General features: G+C 54.1%; 21 protein-coding genes. 12 read left to right on the plus strand and 9 right to left on the minus strand.

The features are described from left to right. Window positions 1-105: 105 nt before the first annotated feature. A complete protein-coding gene (gene cpxP, locus OGV98_RS19055) occupies window positions 106-606 on the minus strand; it encodes a cell-envelope stress modulator CpxP (protein WP_003028767.1) in 501 nt (166 codons plus the stop codon). 150 nt (window positions 607-756) lie between these two features. Between cpxP and cpxR the strand changes: the two genes are divergently transcribed. After that, window positions 757-1,455 carry an envelope stress response regulator transcription factor CpxR gene (gene cpxR, locus OGV98_RS19060; protein ID WP_003028763.1) on the plus strand — a complete coding sequence of 233 codons (699 nt, stop codon included), beginning with the start codon at window positions 757-759 and terminating at the stop codon, window positions 1,453-1,455. Further along, window positions 1,452-2,825, plus strand: a complete 1,374-nt coding sequence (gene cpxA / locus OGV98_RS19065) for an envelope stress sensor histidine kinase CpxA (RefSeq protein ID WP_003840485.1) — start codon at window positions 1,452-1,454, stop codon at window positions 2,823-2,825. The genes cpxR and cpxA overlap by 4 nt, the downstream gene beginning before the upstream one ends. A gap of 61 nt (window positions 2,826-2,886) precedes the next feature. Here the strand turns inward: cpxA and yiiM are convergent, their stop codons facing one another. Further along, window positions 2,887-3,561, minus strand: a complete 675-nt coding sequence (gene yiiM, locus OGV98_RS19070) for a 6-hydroxyaminopurine reductase (RefSeq protein ID WP_003847867.1) — start codon at window positions 3,559-3,561, stop codon at window positions 2,887-2,889. A gap of 152 nt (window positions 3,562-3,713) precedes the next feature. Between yiiM and OGV98_RS19075 the strand changes: the two genes are divergently transcribed. After that, complete coding sequence (locus tag OGV98_RS19075; protein ID WP_048234205.1) at window positions 3,714-4,610, plus strand: dihydrodipicolinate synthase family protein; 897 nt, start codon at window positions 3,714-3,716, stop codon at window positions 4,608-4,610. Between the two features lie 41 nt (window positions 4,611-4,651). Here the strand turns inward: OGV98_RS19075 and kdgT are convergent, their stop codons facing one another. Beyond that, entirely contained in the window at window positions 4,652-5,635 is a 984-nt protein-coding gene (kdgT, locus tag OGV98_RS19080; protein WP_136346032.1) for a 2-keto-3-deoxygluconate transporter, read from the minus strand. Between the two features lie 233 nt (window positions 5,636-5,868). Beyond that, window positions 5,869-6,489 (minus strand): superoxide dismutase [Mn], encoded by a 621-nt coding sequence (gene sodA / locus OGV98_RS19085; protein WP_003840480.1) that lies wholly within the window; start codon window positions 6,487-6,489, stop codon window positions 5,869-5,871. Between the two features lie 289 nt (window positions 6,490-6,778). Here sodA and rhaT point away from each other — a divergent pair, with 289 nt between their 5' ends. Beyond that, complete coding sequence (gene rhaT / locus OGV98_RS19090) at window positions 6,779-7,813, plus strand: L-rhamnose/proton symporter RhaT (RefSeq protein WP_003840477.1); 1,035 nt, start codon at window positions 6,779-6,781, stop codon at window positions 7,811-7,813. Here rhaT and rhaR read toward each other — a convergent pair. Together rhaR and rhaS are read right to left on the minus strand one after the other, a co-directional pair. Next, the gene (gene rhaR, locus OGV98_RS19095; protein WP_003847872.1) at window positions 7,810-8,658 is read right to left on the minus strand and encodes an HTH-type transcriptional activator RhaR; all 849 of its coding nucleotides are present in this window, start codon (window positions 8,656-8,658) and stop codon (window positions 7,810-7,812) included. The two genes, rhaT and rhaR, sit on opposite strands and share 4 nt — an antisense overlap. A gap of 131 nt (window positions 8,659-8,789) precedes the next feature. Beyond that, on the minus strand, window positions 8,790-9,638 hold the full coding sequence (gene rhaS / locus OGV98_RS19100) for an HTH-type transcriptional activator RhaS (protein ID WP_003840473.1): 849 nt from the start codon (window positions 9,636-9,638) through the stop codon (window positions 8,790-8,792). A 303-nt stretch (window positions 9,639-9,941) separates the two neighbouring features. Between rhaS and rhaB the strand changes: the two genes are divergently transcribed. The 5 genes from rhaB (at window position 9,942) to rhaM (ending at window position 15,224) form a co-directional block, all read left to right on the plus strand. Then, window positions 9,942-11,411 (plus strand): rhamnulokinase, encoded by a 1,470-nt coding sequence (gene rhaB / locus OGV98_RS19105; RefSeq protein ID WP_202580883.1) that lies wholly within the window; start codon window positions 9,942-9,944, stop codon window positions 11,409-11,411. Beyond that, on the plus strand, window positions 11,408-12,667 hold the full coding sequence (rhaA, locus tag OGV98_RS19110) for an L-rhamnose isomerase (RefSeq protein ID WP_003028731.1): 1,260 nt from the start codon (window positions 11,408-11,410) through the stop codon (window positions 12,665-12,667). The genes rhaB and rhaA overlap by 4 nt, the downstream gene beginning before the upstream one ends. 143 nt (window positions 12,668-12,810) lie before the next feature. Further along, window positions 12,811-13,638: a rhamnulose-1-phosphate aldolase gene (gene rhaD, locus OGV98_RS19115; RefSeq protein WP_003847879.1), complete on the plus strand. Its 828-nt coding sequence runs from the start codon at window positions 12,811-12,813 to the stop codon at window positions 13,636-13,638. Window positions 13,639-13,764: 126 nt separating this feature from the next. Continuing rightward, a complete protein-coding gene (fucO, locus tag OGV98_RS19120) occupies window positions 13,765-14,913 on the plus strand; it encodes a lactaldehyde reductase (protein ID WP_044701831.1) in 1,149 nt (382 codons plus the stop codon). Then, a complete protein-coding gene (rhaM, locus tag OGV98_RS19125) occupies window positions 14,910-15,224 on the plus strand; it encodes an L-rhamnose mutarotase (RefSeq protein ID WP_048234209.1) in 315 nt (104 codons plus the stop codon). Before fucO ends, rhaM begins: the two co-directional genes overlap by 4 nt. Before the next feature lie 57 nt (window positions 15,225-15,281). Here rhaM and OGV98_RS19130 read toward each other — a convergent pair whose 3' ends face one another. Then, the gene (locus tag OGV98_RS19130) at window positions 15,282-15,830 is read right to left on the minus strand and encodes a helix-turn-helix domain-containing protein (protein WP_003028726.1); all 549 of its coding nucleotides are present in this window, start codon (window positions 15,828-15,830) and stop codon (window positions 15,282-15,284) included. Between the two features lie 101 nt (window positions 15,831-15,931). On the opposite strand from OGV98_RS19130, the gene OGV98_RS19135 reads away from it, so the two are divergent. Together OGV98_RS19135 and OGV98_RS19140 are read left to right on the plus strand one after the other, a co-directional pair. Beyond that, complete coding sequence (locus tag OGV98_RS19135) at window positions 15,932-16,591, plus strand: AzlC family ABC transporter permease (RefSeq protein WP_003028720.1); 660 nt, start codon at window positions 15,932-15,934, stop codon at window positions 16,589-16,591. Continuing rightward, window positions 16,591-16,914, plus strand: coding sequence for an AzlD domain-containing protein (locus tag OGV98_RS19140; RefSeq protein WP_003840456.1), 324 nt, complete (start codon window positions 16,591-16,593; stop codon window positions 16,912-16,914). Before OGV98_RS19135 ends, OGV98_RS19140 begins: the two co-directional genes overlap by 1 nt. Before the next feature lie 42 nt (window positions 16,915-16,956). On the opposite strand, the gene OGV98_RS19145 is transcribed toward OGV98_RS19140, so the two are convergent. Then, window positions 16,957-17,169, minus strand: coding sequence for a YdgH/BhsA/McbA-like domain containing protein (locus OGV98_RS19145; protein ID WP_181509817.1), 213 nt, complete (start codon window positions 17,167-17,169; stop codon window positions 16,957-16,959). 128 nt (window positions 17,170-17,297) lie between these two features. Beyond that, a complete protein-coding gene (gene fdhD / locus OGV98_RS19150) occupies window positions 17,298-18,134 on the minus strand; it encodes a formate dehydrogenase accessory sulfurtransferase FdhD (protein WP_200018960.1) in 837 nt (278 codons plus the stop codon). Window positions 18,135-18,327: 193 nt separating this feature from the next. Between fdhD and fdnG the strand changes: the two genes are divergently transcribed. Then, a complete protein-coding gene (gene fdnG, locus OGV98_RS19155; protein WP_085952512.1) occupies window positions 18,328-21,378 on the plus strand; it encodes a formate dehydrogenase-N subunit alpha in 3,051 nt (1,016 codons plus the stop codon). Window position 21,379: the final 1 nt, after the last annotated feature.

The raw sequence follows: 21,379 nt of genomic DNA on the forward strand, positions 1-21,379 counted from the left end.
TAAAACAGTCAGGCAATAACCGAGTGACAAATTTTGGGCAAAAAAAACCCCCACATCATGTGGGGGAAGACAGGGATGGTGTCTATGGCAAGGAAAACAGGGTTACTACTGGGAACGTGAGTTGCTACTACTCAATAAATTCAACGATGAGCTTTTTTTCCAGTGCGCTACGTCGCGCAGTTGCTCCATTCGTTGTTCATGTTTCTCATTTAAAACCGCTTGCTGCTCGGGCGTTAACAGGCGATACATCTGGTTGCGGATCCTGGCTATTTCAACCTGGCGGGCAACCTGTTCTTGCGCCATTCTTTCTGCCTGAGCGCGCACTGCGCTTTCATCAAATTTCTCTGCGGTGACAAGGCGATGCATTGTCTCCATTTCGCTAACATTAACAGGAGGCTGTTCGTGTCTTGCCTGCTGCATTAAATCTCGCATCTGTTGACGTTGATGTTCGGTTAAACTGATACCGTCAAACATGTGGCTCTGAACGCTACGTTGCGATGAGCCTTCACCCAGGTGCCAGTGATCGCCTGTGACGACTTCAGCTGCATGGCTAAATGTACTGAGTGCCAGCGTTGAGGCCATGACGGCAGCGCTAACTTTGCCCATCACTTGCTCCCAAAATCTTTTCTGTCGCGATTCAACGAGAGACAGTTTACGATTCGGGCTGCAAACATGCGTCAGGGGGTGTAAAACAACGTAAAGTCATAGATTAGCGACGCCTGATGACGTAATTTCTGCCTCGGAGGTACGTAAACAATGAATAAAATCCTGTTAGTTGATGATGACCGAGAGCTGACTTCCCTGTTAAAGGAGTTGCTCGAAATGGAAGGTTTCGATGTGCTGGTTGCCTATGATGGGGAACAGGCGCTTGAGCTTCTGGATGACAGCATCGATTTACTTTTGCTCGACGTCATGATGCCGAAGAAAAACGGCATTGATACGCTGAAAGCACTTCGTCAGACACACCAGACACCCGTAATCATGCTGACCGCTCGCGGCAGCGAATTGGATCGCGTACTTGGCCTTGAGCTGGGCGCGGACGACTATTTACCCAAACCGTTTAACGACCGTGAACTGGTCGCGCGCATCCGCGCTATTCTGCGTCGCTCACACTGGAGCGAACAGCAGCAGAACAGCGATAACGGCTCGCCGACTCTGGAAGTAGATGCGTTAAGCCTTAATCCGGGCCGCCAGGAAGCCAGCTTTGACGGGCAAATCCTGGAGTTAACCGGCACCGAATTCACCCTGCTTTATTTGCTGGCACAGCATCTCGGTCAGGTGGTTTCGCGTGAGCACCTGAGCCAGGAAGTGCTGGGTAAACGCCTGACGCCTTTCGATCGCGCTATCGATATGCATATCTCGAACCTGCGTCGTAAGCTGCCAGAGCGTAAAGACGGACACCCGTGGTTTAAAACCCTGCGTGGTCGCGGCTACCTGATGGTTTCCGCTTCATGATAGGGAGTTTAACCGCGCGCATCTTTGCCATCTTCTGGTTGACGCTGGCACTGGTGTTGATGTTGGTACTGATGTTACCCAAGCTCGACTCACGCCAGATGACCGAGCTACTGGACAGCGAGCAGCGCCAGGGGTTAATGATTGAGCAACACGTTGAAGCTGAACTGGCGAACGATCCACCCAACGATTTGATGTGGTGGCGTCGCTTGTTTCGGGCGATAGACAAGTGGGCGCCACCAGGACAGCGGTTATTACTTGTTACGACGGAAGGACGCGTGATCGGCGCAGAACGCAATGAAATGCAGATCATTCGTAACTTTATTGGTCAGGCCGATAACGCCGACCATCCGCAAAAGAAAAAATACGGTCGCGTTGAGATGGTCGGGCCTTTCTCCGTCAGAGACGGTGAAGATAACTACCAGCTGTATCTCATTCGACCAGCCAGCAGCTCACAATCTGACTTTATCAACCTGCTGTTTGACCGACCGCTGTTGTTGCTGATCGTCACCATGTTAGTCAGCTCTCCGCTATTGCTCTGGCTTGCCTGGAGTCTGGCGAAACCAGCGCGTAAGTTGAAAAACGCTGCGGATGAAGTGGCCCAGGGCAACCTGCGTCAACATCCGGAGCTGGAAGCCGGTCCGCAGGAGTTTCTGGCGGCAGGTGCCAGCTTTAACCAGATGGTGACGGCGCTGGAACGGATGATGACCACGCAGCAACGTCTGCTGTCGGACATCTCTCACGAGCTGAGAACACCGCTAACGCGTCTGCAACTGGGCACCGCTCTGCTGCGCCGTCGTAGCGGTGAGAGCAAAGAGCTGGAGCGCATTGAAACAGAAGCACACCGACTAGACAGCATGATCAACGACCTGCTGGTGATGTCACGTAATCAGCAGAAAAACGCGCTGGTCAGTGAAACGGTGAAAGCTAATCAGCTGTGGGGCGAAGTGCTGGATAACGCCGCCTTTGAAGCTGAGCAGATGGGTAAATCGCTCACGGTGAATTTCCCGCCGGGTCCGTGGCCGCTGTACGGTAACCCAAATGCGTTGGAAAGTGCGCTGGAAAACATTGTGCGCAATGCCCTGCGCTATTCACATACGAAGATTGAAGTTGGCTTCGCGGTGGATATCGACGGGATTACTATCACCGTGGACGACGATGGTCCAGGTGTAAGCCCTGAAGACAGAGAACAGATTTTCCGTCCGTTCTATCGTACCGATGAGGCGCGCGATCGCGAGTCTGGCGGAACAGGTCTGGGTCTGGCGATTGTTGAAACCGCAATCCAGCAGCATCGTGGCTGGGTGAAAGCCGAAGACAGCCCGCTGGGTGGTTTACGGCTGGTAATTTGGTTACCGTTGTATAAGCGTTCCTGAGTCTCTCTGTGTTGCCGGATGGCGGCGTAATGCCTCATCCGGCCTCCACGGACAGGGGGAATTATTTCCCCCACAAACGGCGGGAATTGTCTTCGATCTTGCCGCTTAAACGACGATTTTGCATCGTTCTGGTCCAACTTTTTGATAACCCGGCAGCCGACAGTAAACGGTGATATTGCGAATCATCAAACGGCATATGCCAGGCGATAGCAATTGCCTCCCGCACGCTGACGTCGCTCACGCGTGACGCCAGGATCAACGGCGCGTCTGCAGATACCAGCCCTGCCGCGACGACGCTGCACAGCCAGCCCGTCTTACCTGCATCCTGCATCTGGCAGGCCATATCGCTGATGCCAAAATGGAAATTCAACTTAAAGCACGGCGAGCGCGGCTGCGTGACCTGAATCAACGCCTCTCCCCACTGGAAAATGTCACCAATATACACATTCTCTTCAGTCAGCCCCTCAGTAGAGAGGTTCTCACCAAACGCGGGCGCGACAAATAGCTCCGCCTGCTCCGGAAACGCTTGTCTCCAGTGCTGATAGTGTTCACGCGGATAGTGACACAGCGCGCGATCCGGCCCGCCATGAATTTTCGCTTCCGCCTGTTCATCTCCCGTCAGCCCCAGTTCGGTCAGCATCAGCTCACCGTCAATCTGGACTTTAGCAATCGCGCTGGGACGGCTTCCCGTGTAGTCCCGAACTTTGCCCGTAAAAACATCGACCGGATATCGCATCTGTTCCCTCTCCCGATAAATTTCCCCCATTACACCACATTTATTTTACCCCAGTCGCTCAAAATGAGAGCACGGTTCACATGAAACTTAGGGACACATGCTATCAATGTAAGCTGGTTTTGAAACATCATTTCAAATAAGGAGTCGACAACGTGACTGGTCAATCGCAATTTGCTGGCGTCTGGTGTCCTTCCATTACGCCAATGGACAATGACGGTAAGATCGATCTCAACGGTCTAAGCCAGCATCTCAAACGCCTTACCGAGGCCAAAATCGATGTGATTTTGCTGATGGGTAGCATCGGGGAATTTGCTTCCTTTACGCTCGAAGAAAGGCTGCTGCTGATCCGCGAGGCCCGCGCCATGAGCTCGCTGAAGATGGTCGCCAACGTCTCATCCACCTGCCAGAATGATGTATTGTTGATGGCGCAGGAAGCGTATCGCTCAGGTTACGATGCCGTGATGATCCTGCCGCCCTACTACTACGGACAAACGGCGAAACAGCTGCTGAGTTACTTCCGCCAGTTGGGGCAGAAACTCAGCGGCAAATGGTTTGCCTATAACTTCCCGGCACGCACCGGCTGCGATTTAACCCCCGAGCTGGTTGCCTCCCTCGCCGCTGAGTTCCCGAATTTCGCTGGTATCAAAGACACCGTCGACTGCCAGTCTCATACTCGCAGTATGATTCAGACTACCCGCGCCGTGCGGGAGGATTTTGCCGTGCTGTCCGGCTACGACGAATACTATATTCCCAACCTGTTGGCAGGTGGCGCAGGGATTATTTCAGGGTTGAACAACGTCATGCCGGAACTGTTTGTCAGCGCGCGGGAAGCGTTTAAGCAGGGCGACCTGGCAGCGCTTCGCGATATTCAGGACCAGATTGGCACCTACATGTCCATCTATGCCATCGGCGAAGATTTTGTCACCACCATCAAAACCGTGGTATCGCGTAAGTTTGGCTATTGCTCCGGCGTGTCACGTAATGCCGGTGGAGAGTTGAACGAGAGTGAGTGTAGAACAATCGATGAGGTGTTTGTCGTCAAAGGGTAAATAATTAGGCCGGATGGTGCAGACCATCCGGCTTAAGAGACTTACTTCACGGTGCCACGAAGATCAATTTCTGCCGCCTTTGCTTTGGCCCTTTTCGACCAGATAGACGTGATAATCGGCACCAGAATGGAGGTCACAATCACCGACGTGGCGACCAGGGAAGTTGCTGCCGGTGCCATCGGTTTAAATGCCGGAACCATTTCAGCAATCAGCACTGGCGTAGCAACCGCCGCCCCCGCAGAACTGGAAGCCGCAATCCCCGCCGTACCATCGCCACCACCAATCAGTTTATCGGCGATAATCAATGGAATACCAGTGATGATAATCACTGCCACGCCCAGCAGAATACCCAGCACGCCGGTCTGAGCAATCACGCTCAAATCAATGGTGTTACCTAATGCGAAGGCAAAGAACGGGATCAGCGTCTGCACGGCCTTACTGAAGAATTCCCGCAGCTCAGGATCCAGATTACCCAGCGCAAAACCAATCAGGAACGGCAATACTGCGCCAACAAATACGTGCGGTTCAAACGACGCGATCCCGGCAGTTCCCAGAATCACCATGGTCATCAGCGGGCCAGACTCCAGCGACATCAGGACAAACGCCCCAGCCTCTTCTTTGGTGCCGTACTGCTGCATAATCGAGGCATACAACCCGCCGTTGGTCATATCCATCGCGGCCACCAGCGCCAGCGTAGACAACCCAGCGAAGAATCCGACCTCTACGCCATGTTCCGGCAGAATGCGTGAGGCAATCGCTGCAACCACCCACGCCACCAGAATCTTGGTTATGACTAACGTACCTGATTTACGCAGCACGGTGCCGGTGGCGCTTAGCTTGATCGACGCCCCCATGCAAAAGAACCAGACCGCCAGGATAGGTACCGTACCGGTGATCATACCGTTGGTAAAGGAGCCGAAGTATTTCCCGGCGCCGGGGGAAAAGGTGTGACACAACGCGCCCAGGAAAAGCGGCACCAGCATCATACCGCCTGGGATTTTCTCTATCGTACGTTTGATCTGCATTTCCATCACCTGTAGACATAAAAATGGGGCAATTTTTATGGGCGATTGCATCTTGCTTTGAGATGCGCCCGTCTTGATGAAAAGAAGATAGACATTCATAGAGACTATAAAAGTGATCCCACTCGCATAATAAAACCTTGTTTCAATTTAAGTGGATCATTGTTTTTATATTGAGTTTGATCACAAAAAAACCCCACAAGCATCGCTTGCAGGGCTTCGTTAAAGCATAGAATTTATTTTTTTGCTGCGAAACGCGCGGCAGCTTCGTCCCAGTTCACGACGTTCCAGAACTCTTTGATGTAGTCCGGGCGACGGTTCTGGAATTTCAGGTAGTAAGCGTGTTCCCAAACATCCAGGCCCACGATTGGGAAACCGGAAGCGCCAGAGATAGCTTCACCCATCAGCGGGGAATCCTGGTTGGCGGTGGAAACAACAGCCAGTTTGTCACCTTTCAGCACCAGCCACGCCCAGCCGGAGCCAAAGCGGGTTGCCGCTGCTTTTTCAAATTCAGCTTTGAAGTTGTCAACGGAGCCAAAGTCACGTTCGATAGCCGCTTTCAGGTCACCCTGCAGCGTAGTACCGGTTTTCAGGCCTTTCCAGAACAGGCTGTGGTTAGCGTGACCGCCCGCGTTGTTACGCAGTACGGTTTTCTTGTCTGCTGGCAGTTGATCCAGTTTGGTGATCAGCTCTTCAGCGGACAGGCTGGCGAATTCTGGCAGGCTTTCCAGCGCAGCGTTCGCGTTGTTTACGTAAGCCTGGTGGTGTTTGGTATGGTGGATTTCCATCGTCTGCTTATCGAAGTGCGGTTCAAGGGCATCATAAGCGTACGGCAGGGATGGCAGTGTATAACTCATAATCATCTCCAGTATTGTCGGGCGGCCTGTGTTAACGCCGCGTAAGCAGTTGGGTCATTATAGTTAATTAAATGATATTGAAAATGATTATCAATGCCGTACTTTTTACAAGGTTTTAATAGCGCATGTTGATTGCTAAAGATGTGAACCGAATCACCCAGTTAACGTGATGATTGCCAACATGCGCAAAATGGCGGCAATCGTTAAAAGGTTAACACCCTGCGTAATTTTTAAACTCGTTTGGTCGGAGGGGTCATTACCGACGATAAAAAATAACGAGGATTAAGTCATGAGTAACGCGATTACGATGGGTATCTTTTGGCATTTGATAGGCGCAGCCAGTGCCGCCTGTTTCTATGCCCCGTTCAAACAAGTCAAACATTGGTCATGGGAAACGATGTGGTCGGTTGGCGGGATCGTCTCTTGGCTTATCCTGCCATGGACCATTAGCGCCATGTTGCTTCCCAATTTCTGGGCCTACTTCAGCTCTTTCAGCCTCTCTACGCTGGCGCCGGTGTTTCTGTTCGGCGCGATGTGGGGGATTGGCAATATCAACTATGGTCTGACCATGCGCTATCTCGGTATGTCGATGGGGATCGGCATTGCAATTGGGATTACGTTGATTGTCGGCACGCTGATGACCCCAATTATCAACGGCAACTTTGATGTGCTGATCAATACTTCCGGCGGACGCATGACACTGCTTGGCGTACTGGTCGCGCTGATTGGCGTCGGTATTGTGACTCGGGCCGGTCAGTTAAAAGAACGCAAAATGGGCATCAAAGCGGAAGAGTTCAACCTGAAAAAAGGGCTGGTTCTGGCGGTCATGTGCGGCATTTTCTCCGCCGGGATGTCATTTGCGATGAACGCCGCTAAACCAATGCACGATGCCGCCGCCGCGCTGGGTGTCGATCCATTGTATGTCGCCCTGCCCAGCTACGTGGTTATCATGGGCGGCGGCGCGTTAGTCAACCTGGGCTTTTGCTTCATTCGTCTGGCAAAAGTGAAAAACTTGTCGATAAAAGCCGACTTCTCGTTAGCCAAGCCACTGATTATCACCAACGTGCTGCTGTCTGCGCTTGGTGGCCTGATGTGGTATTTGCAATTCTTCTTCTACGCCTGGGGCCACGCGCGTATTCCGGCTCAATATGATTATGTAAGCTGGATGCTGCACATGAGCTTCTATGTTCTGTGCGGCGGGATTGTCGGGCTGGTGCTGAAAGAGTGGAAAAACGCAGGTCGCCGTCCGGTCAGTGTGCTAAGCCTTGGCTGCGTGGTGATCATTGTCGCGGCAAACATTGTTGGTCTGGGAATGGCCAGTTAATCATGTTGGTTGCTGAGATGACGCCACTGGCTGGGCGTCATCCCGGTTTCGCGCGTGAACACCACCGAAAAGTAGTTACTGTCCTCAAAGCCGCAGCGCATGGAAATCTCACTAATCATCAACCGACTATGTTTGAGCAGATACTGCGCATGGCAAACCCGCACCTGGCGGAGATACTGGTTGATGGTCATGCCGGTCTGGCTGCGAAACTGCTGGCGCAAAACGCGCTCGCTGCACCGTTCGCGCTCACAAAACTTATTCAGTTCGAACGCATGCTCATGGCTACCGGCTAACGCGGTGATCAGTTTATCCAGCAGCGTTTCGCTCGACGTCGCCGGGAGCGTATCCGTTGCATAACGATGCCGTTTAAGGTGGGTCACCAGTTGCCCGAACAGCAGCTCAGCCATGGTAAAAGCCTGCGCATCCCGTTGATTACTTTCATGCTCAAGCTGGCTTATCACCTGTCTGACCTGGCTCATGCCAACGCTACCGAGTCGCCAGTGCGGGTGCCTCGGCGCACCATCAAATCCGGGGATCGCCCCTTGCCAGTCAACATTCAGCGTCAACCGCTCCGGGCAGTAGATGATATTTTGTAGCACAAGGTCGTTAACGGAAGTGTAGGAGTGTTTATCTTCGGCGCGAATGTAAAACAGATCGCCACGGGTTATCCGGTACGGGCGATCGTTAAGGACATGCAGGCCATTACCGCGCCAGACCAGAACCAGCTCGCAAAACTCATGGGTATGCTCAGCAAAGACATCCTGCGGATAACGATCGGCTACGGCGACAGCCTGCTGTTCATGCGCAAAAAAGTCTGATTTCAGAAGGACCAGATGGTTCGCCATCACAATATTCCCTGCCGGGTGGCGGCTACGTGTCACGTAATCTGTAGGCCGGATAAGGCGTAGCCGCCATCCGGCGTTAAGGAACATGATTATCTGAGATTCGGCGATAAAAAACGTTGATAGCTTTCGCGTTACTGGAGGCTGCTTGCCACAACGAGATCGCGCCCCTGACGAATATCGCGTGGCGACCACTTGAACTCACGGCGAAAAAGCGTCGAAAAGTGGTTACTGTCGCCGAATCCGCAGAGATAAGCGATGTCTGTCACGCTATCATCACTGTGACGAAGCAGATGCCGAGCCTTGATCAGCCGCAAGCGGTTAAGGTAGCGCTGCGGCGTCAATCCGGTTTGCTGTTTGAGCTGGCGATGCAGAGTACGCAAAGAGAGGGAAAACTTCTCGGCCAGCGCCTCCCAACATACCTCGTCGGCAAAGTTATCTTCCAGCCACGCCATCAGGAGGTTAAGCCGCGCGTCGTTATCGGTCGCTGCTTCCATCAGGCTGCTTTTACGCAGCAGCACCAGCAACTGCATAAACAGGATCTCGCGATTTGCCGCCGTTGGTGTATCCATCCCCTCACCGAGCGCTTCCATCTGCCCCACCAGTTGTCGAACCTGCTGCAACACACCCTGATTCACCCGCCAGTGCGAAGGATACTGCCCATTCTGTTCCTGAGGTAAAAGCTGATTCAGCCCAGCCAGAAATTGAAACGCATCCGGGGAGCGATACAACACATTGGTCAGGCACAGATTGTCAGTATGTTCATATAAATGCCGGTCATGATCGCGAACGAAACACACCGTACCGCCGCTGATGGTGTAAGGCTGTCCGTTGAACACATGGATCCCCGTTCCATGTTCGACCACCACAATTTCATGAAAATCATGATGATGTTCTGGAAACGCAGGTTGAGGAAGCCGCGGTTCAATAGCCACTGGCGCTTTACCTGTCGGAAAAAAATCCACGCAATGCAATATCGTCATGATGACATCCTTCCCGATCAAATGAACATGGCTGAATAGTAATTAAGGGTTATCACCCTCACCTTAAATTTTTGACGCCAAAGTGCGTAAACACGGTCAATTCTTCAAGAAATGGCGGGAAAGATCGGGAATTGCGGAAGACGTCACATCCGCTAAAACCGACCCTATTAATAGAAATTGTGAACAGCATCACGTTCACCTTTGCCATGTTGCCAGCCGCTAATTGTGGCTGTCACTGTCAAGAAGGTACGCGTTATCTGGGGTTCTTAGACTGAGTGCAATAAAACTCAGAAGGACCTCGCTATGACTTTTCGCCATTGTGTCGCAGTCGATCTCGGCGCATCCAGTGGGCGCGTAATGCTGGCGCGTTACGACAGTGAACACCGCACCCTGACGCTGCGTGAAATCCACCGCTTCGTGAACTGCCTGCAAAAAACAGACGGTTTTGACACCTGGGACATCGACAGCCTGGAAAACGATATTCGTCTTGGCCTGAAAAAAGTCTGCGATGAAGGCATTCGGATAGACAGCATCGGAATTGATACCTGGGGCGTGGATTACGTTCTGATCGATAACGTCGGTCGACGTGTCGGTCTGCCGGTCTCTTACCGTGACAGCCGCACGACCGGCATTATGGCGCAAGCGATGGCGCAGCCGGGTAAAGGTGAAATTTACCGCCGTAGCGGCATTCAGTTTCTGCCCTTTAACACCCTGTATCAGTTGCGTGCGCTGGTTGAACAACAGCCAGAACTGCTCCCGCAGGTGGCCCATGCCCTGCTGATCCCCGACTACTTCAGCTTTCGCCTGACCGGCAAAATGAACTGGGAATACACCAATGCCACCACCACCCAGTTAGTCAATATCAATACCGACGACTGGGATGACACTCTGCTGGCGTGGACCGGAGCAGACAAAGCCTGGTTTGGTCGTCCGACGCATCCGGGGAACGTAATTGGTCACTGGATTTGCCCGCAGAAAAATCAAATTCCGGTCGTAGCCGTCGCCAGTCACGACACGGCCAGCGCGGTCATTGCTTCTCCGCTGGCCGACAAAAACAGCGCCTATCTCTCTTCCGGGACCTGGTCGCTGATGGGCTTTGAGAGCAGAACGCCTTATACCAACGATGCGGCACTGGCGGCGAATATCACCAACGAAGGCGGCGCGGAAGGGCGCTACCGTGTCCTGAAAAATATTATGGGGCTGTGGCTGCTCCAGCGCGTATTAAAAGAGCGCCAGATTTCCGATCTGCCAACGCTTATCAGCCAAACGCAAGCGCTGCCGGCCTGTCAATTCCTGATAAACCCGAACGACGATCGCTTTATCAACCCCGACGATATGAGTGCAGAAATTCAGGCAGCATGCCGTGAATCAGGCCAACCCGTCCCCCTGCAAAACGCCGAACTGGCGCGCTGTATCTTCGACAGCCTGGCGTTGCTGTACGCCGACATCCTGCAAGAGCTGGCACAACTGCGTGGTGCAGAATTTAGCCAACTGCACATTGTCGGTGGCGGTTGCCAGAACGCCTTGCTGAACCAGTTGTGCGCGGATGCCTGTGGTATTCGCGTGATGTCCGGGCCAATTGAGGCCTCCACGCTCGGCAATATTGGCATCCAGCTGATGACGCTGGACGAGCTGAACAACGTTGATGATTTCCGTCAGGTGGTGCGCGCCAACTACGAACTGACCACCTTCATTCCCAATCCTGAAAGTGAAATTGCCCGCTACCAGGCGCAGTTTCAATCACTACGACAGACAAAGGAGCTTTGCGCATGACCACTCAACTTGAACAAGCCTGGGAACTGGCAAAACTGCGTTTCGCCGCGGTAGGCATTGATGTCGAGGCGGCCTTACGCCAGCTCGATCGTCTGCCGGTCTCCATGCACTGCTGGCAGGGCGATGATGTCGCCGGTTTCGAAAATCCGGAAGGTTCGCTCACTGGCGGTATTCAGGCTACCGGTAACTATCCGGGTAAAGCGCGTAACGCCACCGAACTGCGGGCCGATCTGGAGCAGGCGCTGAGCCTGATTCCGGGTCCAAAACGTCTGAATTTGCACGCGATCTATCTGGAATCTGATACGCCGGTTGCCCGCGATCAAATCAAACCTGAGCACTTTAAAAACTGGGTGGAGTGGGCGAAAGCGAATCAGTTAGGACTGGATTTCAACCCATCCTGCTTCTCACACCCGCTGAGCGCTGACGGTTTCACGCTGGCCCACGCCGATGACACCATTCGCCAGTTCTGGATCGATCACTGCAAAGCCAGCCGTCGCGTCTCGGCGTATTTTGGCGAGCAGTTGGGTACGCCATCAGTGATGAACATCTGGATCCCGGATGGCATGAAAGATATCACCGTTGATCGTTTAGCGCCGCGCCAGCGTCTGCTGGATGCGCTGGACGAAGTGATCAGCGAGAAACTAGACCCGGCGCACCATATCGATGCCGTCGAAAGCAAGCTGTTTGGCATCGGTGCGGAAAGCTACACCGTGGGCTCTAACGAGTTCTACATGGGTTACGCCACCAGTCGCCAGACGGCGCTGTGTCTGGATGCGGGTCACTTCCATCCGACCGAAGTGATTTCCGACAAAATCTCCGCCGCCATGCTGTACGTGCCGCGCCTGCTGCTGCATGTCAGCCGCCCAGTGCGTTGGGACAGCGATCACGTGGTGCTGCTAGATGATGAAACGCAGGCGATTGCCAGCGAGATCGTGCGCCACAACCTGTTTGACCGCGTACACATCGGCCTCGACTTCTTCGACGCCTCCATTAACCGCATCGCCGCGTGGGTGATCGGTACCCGCAATATGAAAAAAGCCCTGCTGCGCGCGCTGTTAGAACCGACCGAGCAACTGCGCCAGCTCGAAGCCAGCGGCGACTACACCGCACGCCTGGCCCTGCTGGAAGAGCAAAAATCGCTGCCGTGGCAGGCCGTCTGGGAGATGTATTGCCAGCGTCACGACACGCCTGCGGGCAGCCAGTGGCTGGACAGCGTGCGCACTTATGAAAAAGAGATTTTGAGCAAACGTAGCTAACCGTGACGCCAGGCTTGTAGGCCGGATAAGACGCCCCGCGTCGCCATCCGGCAATGAATGAAACACGATTGCCGGATGGTGCTTCGCTTATCCGGCCTACGTAAGACCCGATAACGTTCGGGCAATAAACAGGAACACCGAACATGCAAAACATTACTACTTCCTGGTTCGTCCAGGGGATGATCAAAGCCACTTCTGATGCGTGGCTGAAAGGCTGGGACGAGCGTAACGGCGGTAACCTGACGCTGCGTCTTGATGAAGCAGATATCGCGCCATTTAGCGCCGATTTCCACGAAAAACCACGCTATATCGCGCTGAGTCAGCCGATGCCGCTGCTGGCGAATACGCCGTTTATCGTCACCGGTTCGGGGAAATTTTTCCGCAACGTCCAGCTCGATCCAGCAGCCAATTTGGGCGTGGTAAAAATCGACAGCGACGGTGCGGGCTACCACATCCTCTGGGGCCTGACTCACGAGGCCGTACCGACCTCTGAACTGCCGGCTCACTTCCTCTCTCACTGCGAACGCATTAAAGCGACGAACGGTAAAGACCGCGTGATCATGCACTGCCATGCCACCAACCTGATCGCTCTGACCTACGTGCTGGAAAACAACACCGCGCTGATTACCCGCAAGCTGTGGGAAGGCAGCACCGAGTGCCTGGTGGTGTTCCCGGATGGCGTTGGCATTCTGCCGTGGATGGTGCCAGGTACAGATGAAATTGGTCAGGCGACCGCCGAGGAAATGCAGAAACACTCGCTGGTACTGTGGCCATTCCACGGCGTGTTCGGCAGTGGACCCACCCTCGATGAAGCGTTCGGTTTGATCGATACCGCAGAGAAATCCGCTGAAGTTTTAGTCAAAATCTATTCGATGGGCGGTATGAAGCAGACCATTACGCGTGAAGAGCTGATCGCACTTGGCAAACGCTTCGGCGTGACGCCGCTGGCCAGCGCCATAGAGCTGTACTGATACCTCCCCACTCAACGCCGGATGCAGCTTCGCCTTATTCGGCCTACATGACGGTGCGCATTTCACCGTAGGCCCGATAAGCGTAGCGCCATCGGGCACCAGGGAATTTTTTTAAGGAGAATAGTGATGAGCTTTATGTTGGCACTGCCAAAAATTAGCCTGCATGGCGCCGGCGCGATTGCCGATATGGCGAACCTCGTGGCGAATAAACAATGGGGCAAAGCGCTGATCGTCACCGATGGTCAACTGGTAAAGCTGGGCCTGCTGGATAGCCTGTTTGCCGCGCTGGATGAACATCAGATGTCTTACCAGCTGTTTGATGAGGTGTTTCCAAACCCGACGGAAGAGCTGGTGCAGAAAGGTTTCGCGGCGTATCAGGACGCCAAATGTGACTACATTATTGCCTTCGGTGGCGGTAGCCCGATCGATACGGCTAAAGCGGTGAAGATCCTGACCGCCAACCCCGGCCCTTCTACTGCTTACTCCGGCGTAGGCAAAGTGAAAAATGCGGGTGTACCGCTGGTCGCCATCAATACCACCGCCGGTACGGCAGCAGAGATGACCAGCAACGCTGTCATTATCGACTCTGCCCGTAAGGTCAAAGAGGTGATCATCGACCCGAATATCATCCCGGATATCGCCGTGGATGACGCCAGCGTCATGCTGGACATCCCGGCATCCGTCACCGCCGCAACCGGTATGGACGCCTTAACCCACGCGGTGGAAGCCTATGTTTCCGTTGGTGCGCATCCGCTCACCGACGCTAACGCGCTGGAAGCGATTCGCCTGATCAACCTGTGGCTACCAAAAGCGGTCGACGACGGTCATAATCTCGACGCTCGTGAGCAAATGGCGTTTGGTCAGTATCTGGCGGGGATGGCCTTTAACAGCGCTGGTCTCGGTCTGGTGCATGCGCTGGCGCACCAGCCGGGCGCAACCCATAATCTGCCACACGGCGTCTGCAACGCCATCCTGCTGCCGGTAATCGAAAACTTTAACCGTCCAAACGCCGTGGCGCGCTTTGCCCGCGTAGCGCAGGCGATGGGCGTCGATACCCGTGACATGAGCGATGAAGCGGCAAGTATGGAGGCCATCAACGCGATTCGTGCACTCAGCAAGCGTGTCGGTATTCCTGCGGGCTTTAGTTCACTTGGCGTGACGAAAGAGGATATTGAGGGCTGGCTGGATAAAGCGTTGGCCGATCCGTGTGCGCCGTGCAACCCGCGCACCGCCAGCCGCGACGAGGTCCGCGAGCTGTATCTGGAGGCGTTATGATTCGCAAGGCCTTTATAATGCAGGTGAATGCCGACGCGCACGTTGAGTACCAGCGTCGTCATAACCCCATCTGGCCAGAACTGGAAACAGTGCTGAAAGCACACGGCGCCCATCACTACGCGATTTATCTCGATCAGACACGCAATCTGCTGTTCGCCACCGTTGAGATTGAGTCCGAAGAACGCTGGAATGCCGTTGCCAGCACCGACGTTTGCCAACGTTGGTGGAAGCATATGCGCGACGTAATGCCGACCAACCCAGACAACAGTCCGGTCAGCGCAGAGCTAAAAGAAGTGTTTTATTTGCAGTAGTCTTGTAGGCCGGATATGGCGCTAACGCGCCGCATCCGGCACAACGCAACATAACAGCTAGTTCTGCTCAGAAACCAGAATCGCCTGGGTGTCAGGCTCCAGCGCTTTAAAGATATGCGCCTGGTCAGCGGGGTAACAAATATAGTCGCCCTCGCCTAACTCCTCCGGTGCTTCCGTCAATCCCACCATCGCCTTACCCTGCGTCACGATGATGTGTTCAACCGATCCCGGCGGATGCGGCTGTGAAATCCGATCCGCACCCGGCTGCGTCAGCAGCAGATAGATATCCCGCCGTGCCCCCGGTGGGCAGGCGGCCAGTAAAATGGCCTGATAGTGGGCCTGCTCAGCCACAACTTTTGTTCCTTCGCCGCGGCGAATCACCTGCGTTTTTTGTTCCTGCGGCTCCAGCAGGCGCGCAAAGGGAATATCCAACGCCACACACAGCGACCAGAGCGTTTCCAGGCTAGGATTGCCATTGCCCGCTTCCAATTGCGAGAGTGTCGATTTTGCAATCCCTGCGCGACGGGCAATCTCTGCCAATGACAAACCGGTGCGCTGACGTTCACGCACCAGGCTTTTCGCGATCATACTGATGGGCTGGGTCATTCACGACTCCATGTTCTTTATATCGAACGAATCGTTCGACTTGTAATATTAACTGGTCGCGTTCATTATAATGGAAATTCGTTCGATATGGCTAAAATGGTATGAAACATTATTTTTCCAGTCTCAAAGGCGACACAATAAAAGCAATATTTTTAGTCTGTCTGGCCGTCGGCGTAGTCGGCATGTCATACGGCTCGCTGGCAATGGCCTACGGCTTCCCGCTGTGGGTACCGTTTGTGCTCTCTATTACCGTGCTGGCGGGTGCATCCGAGTTTATGTTTATCGGCATCGTCGCCAGCGGCGGTAACCCACTGGCGGCTGCGGCTGCCGGTTTACTGGTCAACGCCCGACACATCCCGTTTGGCGTCACGGTGCGCGATCTTGTGGGCTCCCGGGCTGCGAGTTTCCTCGGCTGTCATATCATGAACGACGAAAGCGTAGTATTCGGCCTGTCGCAAAAAACACCCGAACAACGTAAAGCAGCCTATTGGCTGTGCGGTCTGGGCGTCGCTATTTTCTGGCCTGTTGGCACACTGATCGGCGCGGGCGTCGGCAAACTGCTCCCCGCCCCGGAAACCATCGGTCTGGATGCCGTCTTCCCTGCAATTTTATTGGCCTTAGTGGTTCCGGCCTTTAAAAACCGCACCACGCTGATTCGCGCCTGTAGCGGTGCCGGGTTGTCGCTTGCCGCCATCCCCTTTGCGCCGGTCGGTTTACCGGTTTTGCTCTCACTGTTTGGCTTACTGACGAGGAAAAAATAATGGGCAACATGACGCTGTTTATCGTCGGTATCGCCATCTTATCTCTGGGAACCTATTTAATGCGTTTAGGCGGAGCGAAGCTTGGGAGTCGTTTAGCGTTCTCGGAACGCTCGCAGGCGTTGCTTTCCGACGCCGCAACGGTATTACTGTTCTCCGTTGCGCTGGCGACCACCTTTTACGAAGGCGAACACTTTGCCGGTATGGCGCGGGTTCTTGGGGTTGGCTTCGCGGTATTTCTCGCCTGGCGCAAGCTGCCGCTAATCGTGGTGATCGTTGCCGCCGCGGTGGTGACCGCATTGCTGCGTATAGCGGGCATAAACTAAAAAAGCGCCTCAAGGGCGCTCTTTCGACAGTACTGAGGTATCTTATTTCAGCAGTTCAGCAGTCATGTGCACGCGGTTGCCGGTGTAAGCCTGAGTGATTTTATAATCGCTGGCGCCTGCACGTTCAGCCTGGACGGCAATTTTTGCTTCAGCACTTTCCAGCGTAGAACCGGTTGCGGTAACTGTCTGAGCAGCGAAAGAACCGAAAGAAGTAGCCAGAGCGATAACTGCGACAAAAGTTTTGATGCTTTTCATGATATAAACCCTTTAACTTAGTTGTTTGAGTAAGGCACCGTGCCTTGATGTGATAAATAATAGCCCTCACATCGCACAACTAAAAGCGGAAGGATTTGCCAGTCTTATTCAAAATAATTGAATGCTTGTTATTCAGCTATCAGACGCTCGGGGTGTGTATAAATCGTCGCCCTGCCCGGTTTGCAAAAGCCCACCAGCGTCAGGTTGCAGCGCTCGGCAACTTCTACCGCCAGCGTTGTCGCCGCAGAAACAGCAAACAGGATCTCCACGCCGCACATCGCCGACTTCTGCACCATCTCGTAGCTGGCGCGGCTGGAGACTAATACCGCACCCTGTTGCCAGGTTTCGCCTTCGATTGCGCGTCGCCCCAGCAGTTTATCCAGCGCAACATGACGCCCAACATCTTCATGCCCGCCCGCCAGATGACCTGACGGCTGTACCCAGGCAGCCGCGTGCGTGCAGCCTGTCAGTTGCCCCACGGGTTGAAAATCATTGAGATGTCGTAAAGCGTGATCGAGACTCGCCAGATCGAATGTCTGGGTAAACGGCAGCGGCTGGACTGGCTTGCCAATGTCATTGAGCTGCTCCACGCCACAAACGCCGCAACCGGTGCGACCGGCCAGCGCGCGACGACGTTCCTTCAGCCCCATAAATCGGCGACTGGACAGCTCAACCTGCACTTCTAATCCGTTACAGGAAGGAACCACTTCCATTGCGTAGATATCCTGTGGGCGCTCAATAATGCCTTCAGAAAGTGAAAAGCCCATCGCAAAGTGCTCAAGATCTTTCGGTGACGCCATCATCACCACGTGCGAAATCCCGTTGTAAACCAGCGCAACCGGTACTTCTTCAGCGACGACATCCGGCTGAGGATGTTGCAAATCCTCGCGTTTCCAGAGGGTCAACTGGCGCGATCCTGTCAAAGTCGTCACATTTTTGATGTTTTCTCGAATAATCTTATTCACTTTCTTTTAACCATATTGGAACACGCATACCAACATTGTGGTATTCTTTACAAATCCCTCCTGGACGGAGGGAAATTCACCCAATTCTGGACCTTTGCGGTCCCGTCCGCAAAGAAAAATAACAACCACTTCCCTCACGCTCGAGTAACGGAAAAGTGAAGGGAACGTGACAATGTCGAAAAAGGAGCAAACCATGCAGGTCAGCAGAAGGCAGTTCTTTAAGATCTGCGCTGGCGGTATGGCAGGCACCACGGCAGCGGCACTGGGTTTTGCACCCGGCGTAGCGCTCGCGGAAACACGGCAATATAAACTGCTGCGTACCCGCGAAACCCGTAACACCTGCACTTACTGTTCCGTTGGCTGTGGACTGTTAATGTACAGTCTCGGTGACGGAGCAAAAAACGCCAAAGCATCCATCTTCCATATCGAAGGGGACCCGGATCACCCGGTGAACCGTGGCGCGTTGTGCCCGAAAGGGGCAGGACTTGTGGACTTCATCCACTCCGAAAGTCGCCTGAAATTCCCGGAATACCGCGCACCAGGCTCTGATAAGTGGCAACAGATTAGCTGGGATGAGGCATTTGACCGCATCGCTAAGCTGATGAAAGAAGACCGCGACGCAAACTACGTTGCACAAAACGCCGAAGGCGTAACCGTTAACCGCTGGCTTTCCACTGGGATGCTGTGTGCTTCCGCTTCCAGTAACGAAACCGGCTATTTAACGCAAAAATTCTCCCGCGCGCTCGGTATGCTCGCGGTCGACAACCAGGCACGCGTCTGACACGGACCAACGGTAGCAAGTCTTGCTCCAACATTTGGTCGCGGTGCGATGACCAACCACTGGGTCGACATTAAAAACGCCAACCTCGTTGTGGTGATGGGCGGTAACGCCGCTGAAGCCCACCCGGTCGGATTCCGCTGGGCGATGGAAGCTAAAATTCACAACGGCGCGAAGCTGATTGTGATCGATCCGCGCTTTACGCGAACCGCAGCGGTGGCTGATTTCTATGCGCCGATTCGTTCCGGTACTGACATTGCTTTCCTGTCAGGCGTCTTGCTGTACCTGCTGAACAACGAAAAATTCAACCGCGAATACACTGAAGCCTATACCAACGCCAGCCTTATCGTGCGTGAGGATTACGGTTTCGAAGATGGCCTGTTCACTGGCTACGACGCGGACAAACGCAAGTATGACAAAACCAGCTGGAACTACGAGCTGGATGAAAAAGGCTTCGCCAAACGCGATGTCACCCTGCAACACCCGCGCTGCGTGTGGAACCTGCTGAAACAGCACGTCTCCCGCTACACGCCGGACGTTGTAGAAAATATCTGCGGTACGCCAAAGGCTGACTTCCTGAAGGTCTGTGAGTACATCGCAGAAACCAGTGCCAAAGATAAAACCGCGTCGTTCCTGTACGCCCTTGGCTGGACACAACACTCCGTAGGTGCGCAGAACATCCGTACCATGGCGATGATCCAGTTGCTGCTTGGCAACATGGGGATGGCCGGCGGCGGTGTTAACGCCCTGCGCGGTCACTCCAACATTCAGGGTCTGACCGACTTAGGCCTGCTGTCACAAAGCCTGCCTGGCTATATGACGCTGCCGAGCGAAAAACAGACTGACCTGCAAACCTACCTTGCCGCCAACACGCCAAAACCGTTGCTGGAAGGTCAGGTGAACTACTGGGGTAACTACCCGAAATTCTTCGTTTCGATGATGAAAGCCTTCTTTGGCGATAAGGCGACAGCGGAAAACAGCTGGGGCTTCGACTTGCTGCCGAAGTGGGATAAAGGGTACGACGTGCTGCAGTACTTCGAGATGATGAACCAGGGCAAAGTGAATGGCTATATCTGCCAGGGCTTTAACCCGGTCGCGTCATTCCCAAATAAAAACAAGGTCGTGGCTTCACTGTCCAAACTGAAATTCCTGGTCACCATCGACCCGCTCAACACCGAAACGTCTACCTTCTGGCAGAACCACGGTGAGTCGAACGATGTGGATCCGTCGAAAATCCAGACCGAAGTATTCCGTCTGCCGTCCACCTGCTTCGCCGAAGAGAACGGTTCTATCGTTAACTCCGGTCGCTGGTTGCAGTGGCACTGGAAAGGCGCGGATGCCCCGGGGATTGCCGTTACCGATGGTGAAATCCTCGCCGGTATCTTCCTGCGCATGCGCAAGATGTATGCCGAGCAGGGTGGCGCGAACCCGGAACAGGTGCTGAGCATGACCTGGAACTACTCCACACCACACGAACCGGCTTCGGAAGAAGTGGCGATGGAGAGCAACGGTAAAGCGTTGGCCGACATTATCGACCCGGCAACAGGTGCAGTTATCGTTAAGAAAGGCCAACAGCTTAGCTCGTTCGCCCAACTGCGTGACGACGGCACCACTTCCAGCGGCTGCTGGATTTTTGCCGGTAGCTGGACGCCGGAAGGCAACCAGATGGCACGTCGCGATAACGCCGACCCATCAGGCCTTGGCAACACGCTGGGCTGGGCATGGGCGTGGCCGCTCAACCGACGCATTCTGTATAACCGCGCTTCCGCTGATCCGCAGGGGAATCCGTGGGATCCAAAACGTCAGATCCTGAAATGGGATGGGGCGAAATGGAGCGGGATGGATATTCCGGACTACAGCGCCGCCGCACCTGGCAGCAACGTTGGTCCGTTCATCATGCAGCCGGAAGGAATGGGACGCCTGTTTGCTATCGATAAGATGGCGGAAGGTCCGTTCCCGGAACACTACGAGCCGTTTGAAACGCCGCTGGGGACTAACCCGCTGCACCCGAACGTTATCTCTAACCCTGCCGCGCGCATCTTTAAAGGTGACGCGGAAGCACTGGGTAAAGCAGATAAATTCCCGTACGTCGGTACGACCTATCGTCTGACCGAGCACTTCCACTACTGGACCAAGCATGCGCTGCTCAATGCCATCGCACAGCCGGAACAGTTTGTGGAAATTGGCGAGAAGCTGGCGAATAAGCTCGGTATCTCTCATGGCGATACCGTCAAAGTCTCCTCTAACCGCGGCTACATTAAAGCCAAAGCAGTGGTGACTAAACGTATTCGCACGCTGAAGGCCAACGGTCAGGATATCGACACCATCGGTATTCCGATTCACTGGGGCTACGAAGGTGTGGCGAAAAAAGGCTTTATCGCTAACACGTTAACGCCATTCGTCGGTGATGCGAACACGCAGACGCCGGAATTTAAGTCCTTCCTCGTGAACGTGGAAAAGGTGTAAC

The sequence above is a fragment of the Citrobacter sp. Cf136 genome (genome assembly GCF_030333815.1).
In the GTDB taxonomy this organism is placed as follows: Bacteria; Pseudomonadota; Gammaproteobacteria; order Enterobacterales; family Enterobacteriaceae; genus Citrobacter; species Citrobacter freundii.